The following is a 15,832-nucleotide window of genomic DNA, read 5'->3' on the forward strand; positions in this document are numbered from 1 at the left end:
GAGGCGTAGCGAAAGCGAGTCTTAATAGGGCGTCTAGTCGCTGGGAATAGACCCGAAACCGGGCGATCTATCCATGGGCAGGTTGAAGGTTGGGTAACACTAACTGGAGGACCGAACCGACTACCGTTGAAAAGTTAGCGGATGACCTGTGGATCGGAGTGAAAGGCTAATCAAGCTCGGAGATAGCTGGTTCTCCTCGAAAGCTATTTAGGTAGCGCCTCATGTATCACTGTAGGGGGTAGAGCACTGTTTCGGCTAGGGGGTCATCCCGACTTACCAAACCGATGCAAACTCCGAATACCTACAAGTGCCGAGCATGGGAGACACACGGCGGGTGCTAACGTCCGTCGTGAAAAGGGAAACAACCCAGACCGTCAGCTAAGGTCCCAAAGTTATGGTTAAGTGGGAAACGATGTGGGAAGGCTTAGACAGCTAGGAGGTTGGCTTAGAAGCAGCCACCCTTTAAAGAAAGCGTAATAGCTCACTAGTCGAGTCGGCCTGCGCGGAAGATGTAACGGGGCTCAAACCATACACCGAAGCTACGGGTATCACTTAGGTGATGCGGTAGAGGAGCGTTCTGTAAGCCTGTGAAGGTGAGTTGAGAAGCTTGCTGGAGGTATCAGAAGTGCGAATGCTGACATGAGTAACGACAATGGGTGTGAAAAACACCCACGCCGAAAGACCAAGGTTTCCTGCGCAACGTTAATCGACGCAGGGTTAGTCGGTCCCTAAGGCGAGGCTGAAAAGCGTAGTCGATGGAAAACAGGTTAATATTCCTGTACTTCTGGTTATTGCGATGGAGGGACGGAGAAGGCTAGGCCAGCTTGGCGTTGGTTGTCCAAGTTTAAGGTGGTAGGCTGGAATCTTAGGTAAATCCGGGATTCTAAGGCCGAGAGCTGATGACGAGTGTTCTTTTAGAACACGAAGTGGTTGATGCCATGCTTCCAAGAAAAGCTTCTAAGCTTCAGGTAACCAGGAACCGTACCCCAAACCGACACAGGTGGTTGGGTAGAGAATACCAAGGCGCTTGAGAGAACTCGGGTGAAGGAACTAGGCAAAATGGCACCGTAACTTCGGGAGAAGGTGCGCCGGTGAGGGTGAAGCATTTACTGCGTAAGCCCATGCCGGTCGAAGATACCAGGCCGCTGCGACTGTTTATTAAAAACACAGCACTCTGCAAACACGAAAGTGGACGTATAGGGTGTGACGCCTGCCCGGTGCCGGAAGGTTAATTGATGGGGTTAGCTAACGCGAAGCTCTTGATCGAAGCCCCGGTAAACGGCGGCCGTAACTATAACGGTCCTAAGGTAGCGAAATTCCTTGTCGGGTAAGTTCCGACCTGCACGAATGGCGTAACGATGGCGGCGCTGTCTCCACCCGAGACTCAGTGAAATTGAAATCGCTGTGAAGATGCAGTGTATCCGCGGCTAGACGGAAAGACCCCGTGAACCTTTACTATAGCTTTGCACTGGACTTTGAATTTGCTTGTGTAGGATAGGTGGGAGGCTTTGAAGCGTGGACGCCAGTTCGCGTGGAGCCAACCTTGAAATACCACCCTGGCAACTTTGAGGTTCTAACTCAGGTCCGTTATCCGGATCGAGGACAGTGTATGGTGGGTAGTTTGACTGGGGCGGTCTCCTCCTAAAGAGTAACGGAGGAGTACGAAGGTGCGCTCAGACCGGTCGGAAATCGGTCGTAGAGTATAAAGGCAAAAGCGCGCTTGACTGCGAGACAGACACGTCGAGCAGGTACGAAAGTAGGTCTTAGTGATCCGGTGGTTCTGTATGGAAGGGCCATCGCTCAACGGATAAAAGGTACTCCGGGGATAACAGGCTGATACCGCCCAAGAGTTCATATCGACGGCGGTGTTTGGCACCTCGATGTCGGCTCATCACATCCTGGGGCTGAAGCCGGTCCCAAGGGTATGGCTGTTCGCCATTTAAAGTGGTACGCGAGCTGGGTTTAGAACGTCGTGAGACAGTTCGGTCCCTATCTGCCGTGGACGTTTGAGATTTGAGAGGGGCTGCTCCTAGTACGAGAGGACCGGAGTGGACGAACCTCTGGTGTTCCGGTTGTCACGCCAGTGGCATTGCCGGGTAGCTATGTTCGGAATAGATAACCGCTGAAAGCATCTAAGCGGGAAACTAGCCTCAAGATGAGATCTCACTGGGACCTTGAGTCCCCTGAAGGGCCGTCGAAGACTACGACGTTGATAGGTTGGGTGTGTAAGCGCTGTGAGGCGTTGAGCTAACCAATACTAATTGCCCGTGAGGCTTGACCATATAACACCCAAGCAATTTGCTGACCTGAAAAGGCACCAGATTGCGGTGTGTGAAGACGAAACGAACCGAAAGTTCGATCTCACAAAACACCGAAAACTATCACATACCCACTTTGCTGAAGCGAGGCCATCAGGCCGCGACTCGGTACCCGAATTTCTTGACGACCATAGAGCATTGGAACCACCTGATCCCATCCCGAACTCAGCAGTGAAACGATGCATCGCCGATGGTAGTGTGGGGTTTCCCCATGTGAGAGTAGGTCATCGTCAAGATTAAATTCCGAAACCCCTATCTGCGCATGCAGGTAGGGGTTTTGTTTTAGTAGAAGTCACTATTTTTTGCTGGCACGTTACAGCGTAACGGGCTGGTCACAGAATTTCTTGACGACCATAGAGCATTGGAACCACCTGATCCCATCCCGAACTCAGCAGTGAAACGATGCATCGCCGATGGTAGTGTGGGGTTTCCCCATGTGAGAGTAGGTCATCGTCAAGATTGAATTCCAGAACCCCTGTCTGCTAACGCAGACAGGGGTTTTGTTTTTGTCCGCTGTTTGTGTAGGCGCGAGTCACCCGCTGCTCCACCAGAGATGGATTCCCCTCCCCGCCAGGAAATTAGTTCAGGCCTTTCGCTCCAGTGTCACCCACCAGCGAGTGCGATAGCGCAGTTGCACGGGCAGGGTTTGCGGCAGGATGGCCAGCAGCTTGTCGGTGTCTTCAAGATGGAAAACCCCGGACAGGCGCAAGTCGGCGATGTCTGCCGAGCACTCCAGATAACCGTGCCGGTAGCGCGCGACTTCATTGAGAAAATCCTCCAGGCGCATATTGCGGGTCACAATCAGGCCGTCGACCCAGGCGCCTGCATCCATGTTCAGCGGCAGTACCGGTTTCGCCAGGTGATGATTGATCAAATAGCTTTGCCCGGCGGCCACCTGGATCGGCACACTGTCGGCAGCCAGCGGCGTATGAATCGCGACGATGCCACTGGTGACACTGAGTCGAGTGCAGTCGGCTTCCTGGCGCAGGATGTAACGTGCACCCACCCCTTCATACACGCCGTGGTGACTGTGCACCCGTAACGGTCGATCAAATGAAGAGCCTTCGTCGATTCCGCCACAGGTCACGATAATTTCCCCGCGAGTCAGTTTGATCTGCCGCTGCTGCGCGGTGTAATCCAGATCCACCGCACTGGCAGTGTTGAGCTCCAGGCGCGTGCCATCGGGTAACTGGAAGCCACGTCGCTCGCCGGTGGCGGTGGCGAAGTCAGCGGTCCATTGTTGCCAGCCCACTGCATCTTTGCCCAGCCATGCAGCAGAGCCTATCAGCAACACACCCGACAGCAGCTTCAGCGCCTGCCGTCTTCCCCGTCCCTGAGTGCTGTTTTCCAACGTATTGATGGCAACCTGCGCGCCAGGTACCGCTCGCGGGTTGCCGCTCAGTTCGGCATGCAGGGATTGCACTCGTTGCCAGGCCCGTTCGTGCTCAGGGTGTTCTGCCCGCCAGCTATCGCATTGCTGGCGCAGCCTGGGATTGGCTGCGTTGTTGCGCAGCCGCAGCAACCAATTGATCGCTTGCTGGACTATCTGCTGATGCGGCTCGCCGCGGGGATTCAACACTGAACTATCCATCGGAGCCCGAACGTCACAAATGATAATTAGTCGCAGTGTTATCAAGGGCTGGGGAATTTGCAACTGCTGCTGGGCGGAACGTCAGTGGGACCGCGTTATCGTTCTTCGCGAGGCTCGCGCGCCCATTAGATCTACGGCGAACACAGCATTTGTGTACGACGCAGATCCAGTGTGGGAGCGAGCTTGCTCGCGAAAGCGGTGGAGCATTCACCGCTAACTAATAGCCCTATACAAAAAGCTTCAACACATTGTTCATCGCATCATCGGCAAACCCCTGCACGAACGCCTCGAACCCCGCCGAGGTCCCGCCCTGCACCGGTTCGGCAATGATGGTCCAGGTCGCCCGGGCCTTGTCCGCACCCAACGCTTCAACACTCATCGCCGCCCACAAGTGGGCCACGCCCAACGTGTTGTAAATCGTGGTCCAGGTCATGTTAAGCGCCTGCTCATCCCGGGAATTGAGTTGTTCGACCACCAGATTGCCGTCCCTGAAGAATTTCTTGCGCAGGGACGACACGCCTTCGCCGGTCATCTCGATGTGCGACAGCGCCGGAATGAAGCGATCAAAGCCTGCAAAATTGCCGACCACGGCCCAGACTTGCGCGGCATCGGCCGGTACTTCTACCGAAGACAGGATCTGGCAGCCTTGAGGGTTTTTGATCAGGGTATCGGGTTGCAGAGTGCTCATGGTATTGCTCCGTTCTTGGTTGGGATGATCAGATGAAATTGATTTGTTTGAGGTAGTCGCAGCCACGACGCAGCAGCGCCGGGGATTTTTCCGGGTAGTGCGCGCCCATCTGGCGTACGCCGGCCTGGGCGTTGGCATGGCCAATCATGGAGATATCGCCGATGTCCTCTTCGAAGCCGTTGAGGTAGAAACCGAGTACACCGAACAGCGCGTTGTCGCTGTCGACCCGGCCCAGTTGCCGCTGCCAGTCGGCGACGCTGACCATCGAAAACGCCTGGCCGGCCTCGCGAAATGACGCGACGTAGGCGTCCCAGCTCAAAGGCTCGGGGTTGTGCAGGTTGAACACCGCTGTGTCGATCTGATAACGACTGGCGTGAAAGGCGATGAAGCGGGCGAGAAAATCCACCGGCATCAGGTCGAAATTCAGGGCGAATTCCGGTACCTGACCGAGCTGGATCGAGCCCTTGAGCATCAGCATCAAACGATTCTTGTGCGGTTGGCAGACCCCGGTGAGGCTGTTGAAACTGATGTTGCCGGGGCGATACAGATTGACCCGGACCCCACGCTCGCGAGCCCGCTCGAGGATGCGTTCAGCGACCCATTTCGACAGGTTGTAACCGTTCCTGATGTAGATCGGCGGGGTCTGTGCAGCGGGCACCTCAAGCACCCGGCCATCGGCGGAAAGGGTGCTGGAAGCCGAAAGCGTGGAGACGAAGTTGAAGATCTTTTTGCTGCGCCCTTCGCACAATCGCAGGCACTCGAAAATCGGCTCGACGTTGTCCCGGGCCAATGACTCGTAATCGAGGACGTGATTGACGTTGGCGGCGTTATGCACCAGTGCACCGAACTCCCGGTCCAGTCGCTCGTAGACAGCCTTGGCGAGCCCCAGTTCGGGACGGGTAATGTCCGCCGCATAAATCTGCACCCGGCTCAGGTCCAGATGCTCCAGACGGTTCTCTCGCAATGCGTGAGTGAAACGTTCGGTCGCCGATTGACCGCCTCCCTCGCGCACCAGACAGGCGACTTCGCTGGCGCCCCAGGCGAGCAGTGCCTCGACGATGTGCACACCGACAAAACTGTTGGCGCCGGTGACGATTACCTTGTGTACATCGCCCATGGAGCTCACCGGCAAGGGCTGCACATCCAGCTCGCGGAGGGCGTCGGCCATGGCCCGTTCGCTCAACACTGCTTCCGTGCCGCAGCCACGAACCAGTGTCGCCAGTTTGCTGATGGTCGGCAGTTCGATGAAGCGGTTGATCGAGATGCTGCGACCGAATTCCTCACGCAATCGCAGGAGCATGCGCGACAACAGGATCGAGTGGCCGCCCAGGTTGAAGAAGCTTTCGTCGGTGCAAATATCACTGGCCGGCAGCTCCAGCAACTCGGCCCAGATCGCCAGTAACAAGGCTTCATCGGCACTGACGGGCAACCGCCGCGGGTGGTTCTCAATAATGCTGACGGGCAGTTCCAGCAGCGCCTTGCGGTCGACCTTGCCGTTGCTGGCGAACGGCATGCTAGCCAGTTCGGTCCAGGCCGTGGGCTGCATGTAATCCGGCAGGCACCCAATGGCGTGTGCTTTGAGCGCTTCACGAGCAGTGCCGGGCTGGTCTTCCTGAGGCTGCGCGAGGAAGGCCAGGATGCGCCGCTGGCTGTCGATGACCACTGCCACCTGCCGGTACAGCCGACTGTCGCGCAGGCAGCGTTCGATCTCTTCCGGCTCGACCCGAAAACCGCGGATCTTCACCTGGTTGTCCTGGCGTCCGCACAGCTCGATGCCTTCGCCGGTCCACTTGGCCATGTCGCCGGTGCGGTAGGCGCGCAGGCGCTCACCATTGGCCAGGCGCACATTCAGATAGCGTTCGGCGGTCTGCTGCGGGTTATTCAAATAACCCATGCACACCCCCGGGCCGACGATGTACAGCTCGCCCGGGGTCTGTTCAGTCACCGGTTGCAACGCCTCATCGAGAATCAGCACCTGGCTGTTCGCAATCGGCGCACCGAGGGTGCGATTGCTGTCGCCGCTGCGCAGTTGTCGCGCGGTGATCAGCACCGTGGCTTCGGTCGGGCCATAGAGGTTGTAGAGCTTGCCCTGGCGAGTCAGTTGCTCGATGACCCAGGGCTCGCAGACATCGCCGCCAGTCATGACATGATCCAGGCACTGCAATTGATCCAGCGGCAGGATGCTCAACAGCGCCGGCGGCAAAAAGGCGTGGCTCAGTCGTTGGTGGCGGATCAGTTCCACCAGTTGCAACGGGTCGCGACGCTGATCGTCGCTGGGCACGATCAGCTCGGCACCCTGCAGCAGGGTCGGGAAAATATCGATCAGCGACGAGTCGAAACCCAGCGATGAAAACTGCAACACCCGGCTCTGTTCGGTCAGTTGCACGTAGTCGGCGTACCACGCGGTGAAGTGGGCGAGGTTGGCCTGGCTGAGCAATACGCCTTTGGGATGGCCGGTGGTGCCCGAGGTGTAGAGCGCCATGCAGGGCGCATCGAGATCGGGTCGCTGGCGTATCAAGGCTTGATCGACATCTGCATCGCAGATGTCGAGCCGGCTGATATCCAGACCGTGCATTTCGGCCGCGAGCGGGTGTTGCCCGTCGTGCAGCAGCAACACCGCCCCGGCATTCGACAGGATGTACTGCTGGCGTTGCAGCGGATGGCTGGGCTCCAGTGGCAGATACACCGCGCCGCTGCCAAGAATCGCCAGAATCCCCGCATACAGTGCGCTGCATTTCGCCAGGCAGATCCCGACCACCGCGGGTGCCGGGTGCTGATCGAGCAAGGGTTGCAAACGCTGCGCAATGGCGCGGCTCAGGGCATGCAGTTCGCGATAACTCAGTGACGTGCCGGCGACGTTCAGCGCCGGACGTTCGGCGCACTGAATGAAGCGCTGCTCGAGGCGCTCGATCATCGGCGTTTGCGCCCGTTGCAGCAGCCAGGGTTCTGCTGTGGTGTTGAGCCGATGGACAAAGGCCAGGCTCTCCAGAAACTGCAGATTTTCCACTCGCTCGAACGAGGTGCAGGTGCCAGGCGGGGCGAGCCGAAAATAATCGGCATCCCGGGAATAGCGGCTGATCAACAGCGCCACGTGGTCCACCAGTTCTGCCACTGCTCGCACACGCAACGCCTGACCGTTACCCGAAGGCTCATCGGCAATCGGTACGCGAGTCAGCCGTGTCGAGCCGTACAGGCACAGCAGGTCCAGCGGCGGCAGGCCTGAGGCTCCCGGCGTACCGACGCCCAGTTGCAGCGTCAGTCGCGGTACGTCGCCAAAGGAATCAACGGGCAGGCTGGCGTCGTCGATCAACACATCGACGGGCCCCGTGGGCTGCTCGTCGAGGGACGTCAGCCGCCTCGGCGCATGCCCCTGTTGTTCGAGTTCCAGCGCCAGGTCGATCAAGGCCTGGCTGCCTCCAATGAGCAGAATGTCGAGACGTCTCATGATGTGCTCCTCGTTAAGCCAGGTAGTCGCCCAGGGCGTCTTGCACGCACGGCGAATCAAGCAGCGAACTGCTGCGAAAAAACCGTACGATGTTGGCGACCAGCGGGTGATGGCGATTGATCGGGAAGGCCAGCCCCGAGACTTCGCCCTTGAGTGCGCGGCGTGCGCCATCGCTGATCGGCAACGACTCGATCAGGCGCAAGTCAAAGGACTGCTGGATGTCGTTGGTCAGGTACTGGCCGATGAACACCGGCAGGATGTGCGCAATGCATTGACGGTCGTCTTCGCTGGCGGTGTGCCAGTAGATGCGTACCAGCCGCGTCCAGAAGCCGGAGTGGCGGCCCTCGTCGAGCAAATGGTCGGCCATCAAACCCTTGATCGACTGCTTGACCGTGTCGTCCTTGGCGAACGCCGCGACATCTCCAGTGACGGTGTTCTCGGCGATGGCCACACAGATCAGTTCCACGGCGCTGCGCAGGTGGTGCGGTGCGAGTGCGACGGCCGCTGGAATGGCCCGACTCAATTCGATTTCATCCGGTAGCCCGATCGGCGTGATACCGGTCATGGCGATGGTCTGCTGCATGAAGTCCATGGCTACCAGCGCGTGGTAATCCTCGTCCACCACCACCGTCATGGCGTCGTAGCGGCAGGCGAACGGGAAGGCCAATGGGAAACGGTTTTTCGCGATGCTGCGGGCGGTCTTGTCGACGATCTCGGTTTCGAAGATCACCACGTCGTTGATGAACTTGTAGAGCGTCTGTACCAAGGCGAAATCGCGCTGCCCGGGGCACTCGCGCAGGAAGGTTTCGTTCAGCACCAGCGGCTGACGGCTCAAGGGATAGATCAGCTTGTCGTCGTTCTCCAGCACGCGGCGTGGGCGGGTGCGGATGGTGGCGCGGCTCTCCCAGGCGTCGGCGAAGGATTGGTAGTCGGCGACGTTCATGCGTTCACCTCGGCCACTGCTTCGCTAATGCTCAGGCGCAGGCCATCCCACAAGGCGATGCGGCTTTCCACGGCAGCGATGGCGCTGGCATAAACGTCTTCTTCACGCTGCGGATCGCCATTGACCCACCGCGCGAGCAGTGTTTCTGCCGCCGGGCCGTGGTCCTCGGAATCGACTTCGATGTGCCGCTGCAGGTAATAACGAAAGGTCGGTGCTTGCTCGATGCCGATGCCCCAGTCGTCGAGAATGCGCTGGAACATCTGCGGGATGACGCTTTCGCGACCGTGCAGAAAGGCCGCCGCGACACAATGGCCCGGCGCGTGCAGCGCGGTGTGCAAGGTGTGACGCACGAACTGCGCGGCCGCCGGATCGACCTCGACACTTCGCAACGCCACGTCATAGCTGACACCTTCGCGTTGCAGCGCCACGAAGCGTTCCACCGCGGCCGTACTTGCACCGACTTCGCGCATGGCATCCAGGTACAACTCGAAGTGGCTGTAATGACCCCGTGCCGGACGGTCATCGGACTCCTCGCCCAACACGATCTCGTTGATCAGCCGCGCGGCCTGCGGATCTCGTGGCGGTAGCCAGGGCAGTTGGACGCAGGTCAGCTCCTGTTGCAGGCGCTTGGTCAGCGACATGAAATCCCACACCGCAAATACATGGGATTCCATGAAACGTTGAAGTACCGGGAGCGACTGTATTTCAGCAAAGATCGGGTGCGCGCCAAGTTCTGCTTTCTTTAGATTAAGACGGTCTTTAGTGGATGTCATGGGTGAGCCTGTCAGTAGTGTGATCAATAAGTAACGGACACCTGAAGTTCTTAATGGCGAGCGAACGCCTCAAACTAATTGATACCGGATGGGTGTCTGTCATGCGTCTGGTTACGGCCGGCCAGTCAATATTCAATGGCGGCGGAGAAAAACTAATACATAAATAAAGTGCTGGGCAAGATGTTTCTAAACTATTTTAAAGTTCGGCTTTTTCAGATATGACAAGTTCCAATAAAACTTTTGAGCAAGGTTTTATTTGGATGCAGTTACTCCTTCCGGCTTATATAAGTCAGAATCGAATAAAGAGTGAATGCCTCACTCGAAGTAACTTTTTAATTAATTGCGTCGAAGTAATCCGAGGGGGTGGAAGTGGGCTGGGAATGCCGCCGATTCTTCCTTTCCCGTGACAAGACTCCTTCCGTTGGTCCTGGGTGCGAGGACGGCTCCGCTTCGTGCGGTGCGTCACCTGTTCATTATTCGTCGTCAGCCCAAGAGTGAGCGTAATTCGAGGCAGCCGCCATCATCGACGCGTGAAGGTTGTCGGTGCAATTATCGGGCGGGAGGGGGTGCGGATCGAAGAAAGGGGGCTTTGTGGAGGCGGGTGCATTCGCGGCAAACGAGGACGAGCAGTTCGATGTGCTTGCCCAGGCCTGCCGCAGGCGTTACTTCAAGGTTTTCCTGTTTTTTGCTTCAGGGCTGTCGAGGTAACGGGTGATGACCTCGACCGCGCGATTAAGGTGTTGTTCGAGCATCTTCACCGAGCGTTCGATGTCGCGGTCTTCCACGGCCCGTAACATCGCCCGGTGATCTTCCTGGGACAGTTTGCCCAGGCCCATGGCTTCCAGGTTGAAGCGCAGGAAGCGTTCTTCCTCATTCAGGCCGTCTTCCACCAGCTTCAATAGCCGCCGGTTCGGCGCCTTGCTGTACAGCGACATGTGGAACAGACGGTTGAGCCGGCCGATTTCGGTGTAGTCGTGTTGCGTTTCCAGTTCATCGATGTAGCGGGCGGCCTGCTGAAAATCCTCGTGGGTCAGCAACGGGATCGACAAGCGCAGGGCTTCGGATTCCAACAGGATCCGCAGCGCGTAGGTTTCAACGGCATCGCCCTGAACCAGCGGTGCGACCACCGCACCTTTATGCGCGGTCACGTTGAGCAGCGATTGGGCTTCGAGCTGGCGCAAGGCTTCGCGAACCGGCATGCGGCTGACGCCGAACAGGTCAGCCAGGTCCTGCTGGCGAAGGGCGGCGCCGCACGGGATGCGACCGTCGAGTATGGCAGCACGCAGGGTTTCTTCGATCACCGAGCGGGCCAGATGAGCAGGAATCGGCCCGTTGACCTTGATGCTGCTGAGAGGGTTGGGCTTCTGTGTCACTACAACGCACCCTGATTGACTGAGATAAATTTTGGATCCAATGGACACTAGTTAGTGTTGTACAAGATGTCAAACCATGTAGAAGACTGTATCAACAGTTTAGCGCGTCACCAGTGATCTCACCGTGCCATTGTCTTTTGCCGGGCCAGCCTTCACCATCAATCGACTCTATCTGCCCAACCTGGAAGCCTCGCCTTGGCAGCATGTTTCGCGATTCCACGGACGTTGCGCTGGCTATGCGGCGCGTTGCTGCTGGCTGGCGTCATGCCGGGCGGTCTGCACGCTGACTGGAACTTTTCCCTGATCAGTCGTCGGGCGCAGGCATTATACGGACCGCTGGGCGAAGGTCAGCAACGCATCGATGCCTGGCAGCAGTTATTGGCCACGCAGAAGCAGATCAGCGAGCCGGAACAGCTCAACGTGGTCAACCAGTTCTTCAACCGACAGCTGCATTACGAAGAGGACATCGACCTGTGGCGTCTGGTCGATTATTGGCAAACCCCGATCGAAGCCTTGTGGAAAGGCGCCGGCGATTGCGAGGACTTCGCTATCGCCAAATATTTCAGCCTGCGCCATCTCGGTGTTTCCAGTGACAAGTTACGCATCACCTACGTCAAGGCCGTGAGCCTGAACCGCGCCCATATGGTGTTGACCTATTACTCGAGTCCCGAGGCTGTGCCGCTGGTGCTCGACAGCCTGATTGATGGGATCAGGCCCGCCAGCCAACGAACCGACCTGCTGCCGGTCTACGCTTTCAATGCCGAAGGCGTGTGGCTACCGGGTGCCAAGGGCAGCAAACAGGTGGGTGACACCAAACATCTGTCCCGTTGGCAGGAGGTGCTGAAGAAGATGCAGGCAGAAGGTTTTCCTGTCGAGACGACCCACTAGGAACGCGCCCTCAGATGTCTCTGTTCAAACAACTGTTGATCGCTATCTGTCTGTTCCTCGTGGTCGCCTTCACCGGCAACTTTCAGTGGCGGTTGTTCGGGGAGCCCAAGCCTTGGGAGTAAGGCTTTCGACTTTGCGTCGTCAGTGAGTCCGCCTTCGCGAGCAAGCTCGCTCCCACATTGATTCTCGATCGAGCACAGAACTTCATTCACTGGAGATCCCTTGTGGGAGCGAGCTTGCTCGCGAAGACGTCAGCGCAGGCAATACCAAAGCTGGCGTAGGATCGGAGAGGGGGACAGCGGCGTCGGAGATTTCCTTCAAGTTGTAGCGGTATTGGTGAACTTGTCCGGCTTCAGGCCCGTGGTTAGTCTGGGATTGTCACTGAAAAAACGGTGACACGGATGTGCAAGTCCGACCAAACTGTTTAGGTATGCGCTCTGCCATTTTTTCGAGCATTTCGATGCTCGTTGCTTTATGGCGGCTGCGCGCAGGAGATCCTTGGATCTGCTGGGTGTCCTAAACAGTCCCGGTCTTGCACACCTGCGCACGGCCGCCACCCTATTCGCGTGCAAGCGAACGGTGACGGCCCCAACTTACTGTTTAGGGAAAATGGCCGATGGGGTTCATTTGTTGGTGGAACGGGCGCTGGATCACCTTGAATCGCCGGAGATGAGGTAGTCTCAGGCCAAGATTTAGCAGGGCAAACCTCGCGGTGAATTAAAAATCGCTTTCGCGAGCGGGCTCGCTCCCACATTTGATCGGGGTGATCACTGGATGTTGTACCGCACCAATTCAATGTGGGAGCGAGCCTGCTCGCGAAGGCGTCAGTGCAGGCAACGAAGCAGGTCGGCAGGTCAGATCAACCCCGCCTCATCCTCATCGACCAAACGACAACCCACCCAGCGCCTCACGGGCCTGGGACCGGTCCATGAGCTTGGCTTGCGCGGCGGCCGGAAGGTCGGTCACGCGAATCACCCCTTTGCTGGTCAATACCTGGATCAAGTCGTCGAGTACCCGGATCATGTCCAAGTCGCTTTGCTGGAGCTGCTGGCGGCCATGCCACGCCTGAATTTCCGGGTGATCGGCGGTCAGGCTTTCAGTTGCCTCGGCATAGGGCACAGCTTCCACGCGGACCAATTGACCCTGGGCATCTCGTTGCACATAGAACATGGCACTTCCCTCGAGCGTTGATTCCATGACTGCCAAGACCAGCATAGGCCAATCGCCGGCCGTGCACTCTATCGCACGGGCAGGTCGCCGGCGTACGGCGTCTGCAAATCACGCTCCGGAATTTCCCATATCAGCACCTTGGGTGGTGTCTGCAGATAGGCGGGGCGGGCGAAATAGTCTTTGGCAGCTCCCGAGAACTCGCCGCCGTCCTTGCCGAAATTGCCGATGGACGCACCCAGCGCCTCTTCCAGGAACCCGGCAAAGTTGGAGTTGCGCGAAAACGATGTGCCGATCAGTGCGGTGTTGGGCAGGTTGGCATCGCCGAATAGATCGTCCAGCGAATCAGCCTCCTCGGTGGGCGCGGCCAGCGCTTCACTGATCACCGATTGCACCGTCTGCTCGCCTGGTGGTTGCAGTGTCTGCGGCAGCCAATCGAGCCCGGCCAGACGAATCAGATCACCCGCTCGCGGCCGAGCCTCAGGTGAGTTCACCGAAAAGCGCTTTCGAGGCGACGCTTGCAACCCCATGTACCGAACCTGCGCTGCCACTGCCTGGGCGGCGGCTCTTGCGCCTGGTTCGCTCCAGTGGGTGTCGGTGCGCAGAAACGCCTGCTCGCCCAATGGCTGCAAGGTGCTCGTCAAGTCGAGCGCTGCGACGCCAGCAGCCTGCAAGGCGGCGGTCCATTGTTGTATGCGTTGTTGCAACACCTGCGGGCGATGCAGATCGCACAGCGCGGAGGTGGCGATGCGGCTTTTGTCCGGCACTACGCTCACCAGCAAGGTAATGCCTCGGGTGGCCAACTGCTTGTTCAGGCTGATCACCGCGTCCGCCTTGGCGTTGGCATTTCGCTCGGCGTGGCGATTGAGTTTCAGTTCGTCGATCAGGAACAGCCAGCCGGGGCAGCCTTGTCGAACCCGAGGGCCTGAGTCTTCAAGCAACAACCAGCTGGCGCCGCGTTCCAGATTGGCAGCGCCCACTGGCAGGGGCGCCTTGGACAATTCCCTGGCGATCCGGTGGGTGACGTCTCCCTCCAGAATGGCCTCGGTGGTGAGCGTGGGTGGTAGCAGTTCGACGTGTTGATGCCAGACCAGCCAGCTGCTGGACGCCAGGCCACCGATCATGAACATCAGCAATGCCACGCCCGCGACCGGGCTCGCACGGAGCGCCAGAGCGCTGGGCGGCACCGGTGCGGTGGAAGGCGAGGGCTCGGTCGTCGTCATCAGAATTGAAAGTACAGGAAGGGCACGGATTCACGGCTCGCGATCAGCGCGAACGAGAGCATGAAACCTGCCACGGGCCAAAGGGCCGCAGACACCGTGAGTAGCGCGGTGCCTGCGAATCGTCTTTCAACATAAGGCTGTAGCAACGGAGCGACAACACACAGCACCCCCAGCAAGGCCGCCAGGCTGTGATCCGGACGCAATGCCACACCCAAGGCATCGCCCAGAGCCAGGCCATGCAGGCCGAATTGGCCGGCGTACATGTTCAGCGCCGAGGCGAAGTCCGGGGCGCGGAACAGCGTCCATCCCAGGCACACGAACAACAGCGTCAGGGTGTGCGAGAGCACAGGGGGCAGGCTCGGCAGGTTGGACCTCACCCAGGCGCGATCAATGCACAGGGCCATGCCGTGGGCCGCTCCCCACAGCAGGTAGTTCCAGCTATCGCCACCGTGCCAGAGGCCGGCGATGGCCATGGTCAGAAACAGGTTGCGGTAGGTTTTCCAGGTGCCGCCACGGTTGCCGCCCAACGCAATGTACAGATAGTCACGCAGCCAACTGGACAGCGACAGATGCCAGCGCCGCCAGAAGTCCTGGATGCTGCTCGCAAGATAGGGGCGGTTGAAGTTCTCGGGGAAGTGAAAGCCCAGCATCAGGCCCAGGCCGATGGCCATGGCGCTGTAGCCGGCGAAGTCAAAGAACAGTTGCAGCGAATACGCAAGGCAGCCGATCCAGGCATCGACGAACGAAGGGTGCTCCAGGTGGAAGGCGATGTCGACGATGGGCGACAGGGTGTCGGCCACCAGCACCTTCATCGACATGCCGATCATGAACCGACGTGCGCCCAGCGAGAAGTTCTGCCAGCTGGCCGACCGTTGCACCAACTCGCGCCGGACCCAGTCGTAGCGGATGATCGGCCCGGCAATGGAGTGGCCGAACATGGAAATGTAGGTGGCGTAATTGATGAAGTTACGCTCCACCGGGACGGTGTGGCGGTGCACATCGACCAGGTAGGAAATCGCCTGCAGCACAATAAACGACAGCCCCGCCGGCAGCGCCACCCGCTGCCAATCAAGCGGCATGGCGCCGTACCAGGTGATCAGGTCACTCCAGGTGTAGGCCAGGATATTGGCGTATTTGTACCAGCAGAGCACGGCGGTGTTGAACACGATCAGTGCAATCAGCAGCCGTACCCGCAGCAGCGATTGCTCGCGGGTCCGGTCGATGACCAGGCCACCGACCCAGGCGACCATCGTCAGCAGCACATGCAACGCCAAAAACAGCGGGCTCAACCAGCCATAGAAGAACCAGCTGCCCAGCAGCAGGACGATGTTGCGCCAGGCCGGGCTGGCCAGCGCATAGACCAGCAGAAATGCCGGCAGGAACAGTGTCAGGAATTCAAGCGAGGCGAAAACCATGTCTGCGT

The 15,832-nt window shown here is 58.6% G+C and carries 9 protein-coding genes, 3 rRNA genes and 1 pseudogene (1 of these 13 only partly in view); 4 read left to right on the forward strand and 9 right to left on the reverse strand.

Features of this window, described 5'->3' with window-relative positions:
* From ACA062_RS00590 to rrf (ACA062_RS00600), 3 genes are all read left to right on the forward strand, one after another.
* Positions 1 to 2,282: ribosomal RNA gene (locus tag ACA062_RS00590) — 23S ribosomal RNA — on the forward strand (it extends 610 nt beyond the left edge of the window).
* A gap of 156 nt (positions 2,283 to 2,438) precedes the next feature.
* A 5S ribosomal RNA gene (gene rrf / locus ACA062_RS00595) occupies positions 2,439 to 2,554 on the forward strand.
* 107 nt (positions 2,555 to 2,661) lie between these two features.
* Positions 2,662 to 2,777, forward strand: a 5S ribosomal RNA gene (rrf, locus tag ACA062_RS00600).
* 124 nt (positions 2,778 to 2,901) lie between these two features.
* Here rrf (ACA062_RS00600) and ACA062_RS00605 read toward each other — a convergent pair.
* The 6 genes from ACA062_RS00605 to ACA062_RS00630 all read right to left on the reverse strand — a co-directional run bounded on the left by ACA062_RS00605 (position 2,902) and on the right by ACA062_RS00630 (position 11,131).
* On the reverse strand, positions 2,902 to 3,909 hold the full coding sequence (locus ACA062_RS00605) for a FecR domain-containing protein (RefSeq protein WP_497454780.1): 1,008 nt from the start codon (positions 3,907 to 3,909) through the stop codon (positions 2,902 to 2,904).
* A gap of 226 nt (positions 3,910 to 4,135) precedes the next feature.
* Positions 4,136 to 4,597: an SRPBCC family protein gene (locus ACA062_RS00610; RefSeq protein ID WP_497454781.1), complete on the reverse strand. Its 462-nt coding sequence runs from the start codon at positions 4,595 to 4,597 to the stop codon at positions 4,136 to 4,138.
* 28 nt (positions 4,598 to 4,625) lie between these two features.
* Complete coding sequence (locus tag ACA062_RS00615) at positions 4,626 to 8,042, reverse strand: amino acid adenylation domain-containing protein (RefSeq protein ID WP_497454782.1); 3,417 nt, start codon at positions 8,040 to 8,042, stop codon at positions 4,626 to 4,628.
* Between the two features lie 13 nt (positions 8,043 to 8,055).
* Positions 8,056 to 8,985, reverse strand: coding sequence for a diiron oxygenase (locus tag ACA062_RS00620; protein ID WP_497454783.1), 930 nt, complete (start codon positions 8,983 to 8,985; stop codon positions 8,056 to 8,058).
* Positions 8,982 to 9,758, reverse strand: coding sequence for a DUF3050 domain-containing protein (locus ACA062_RS00625; protein WP_497454784.1), 777 nt, complete (start codon positions 9,756 to 9,758; stop codon positions 8,982 to 8,984). The genes ACA062_RS00620 and ACA062_RS00625 overlap by 4 nt, the downstream gene beginning before the upstream one ends.
* Before the next feature lie 662 nt (positions 9,759 to 10,420).
* A complete protein-coding gene (locus ACA062_RS00630; RefSeq protein ID WP_497454785.1) occupies positions 10,421 to 11,131 on the reverse strand; it encodes a GntR family transcriptional regulator in 711 nt (236 codons plus the stop codon).
* 195 nt (positions 11,132 to 11,326) lie between these two features.
* Between ACA062_RS00630 and lapG the strand changes: the two genes are divergently transcribed.
* Positions 11,327 to 12,019: a cysteine protease LapG gene (lapG, locus tag ACA062_RS00635; RefSeq protein ID WP_497454786.1), complete on the forward strand. Its 693-nt coding sequence runs from the start codon at positions 11,327 to 11,329 to the stop codon at positions 12,017 to 12,019.
* Between the two features lie 854 nt (positions 12,020 to 12,873).
* Here lapG and ACA062_RS00640 read toward each other — a convergent pair.
* From ACA062_RS00640 to ACA062_RS00650, 3 genes and pseudogenes are all read right to left on the reverse strand, one after another.
* Positions 12,874 to 13,189: pseudogene (locus ACA062_RS00640) on the reverse strand (tryptophan synthase subunit beta).
* A 68-nt stretch (positions 13,190 to 13,257) separates the two neighbouring features.
* A complete protein-coding gene (locus ACA062_RS00645; protein WP_497454787.1) occupies positions 13,258 to 14,409 on the reverse strand; it encodes an alginate O-acetyltransferase AlgX-related protein in 1,152 nt (383 codons plus the stop codon).
* A complete protein-coding gene (locus tag ACA062_RS00650; protein WP_497454788.1) occupies positions 14,409 to 15,824 on the reverse strand; it encodes an MBOAT family O-acyltransferase in 1,416 nt (471 codons plus the stop codon). The genes ACA062_RS00645 and ACA062_RS00650 overlap by 1 nt, the downstream gene beginning before the upstream one ends.
* Positions 15,825 to 15,832 lie beyond the last annotated feature (8 nt).

The organism is Pseudomonas sp. LBUM1679, assembly GCF_059695565.1.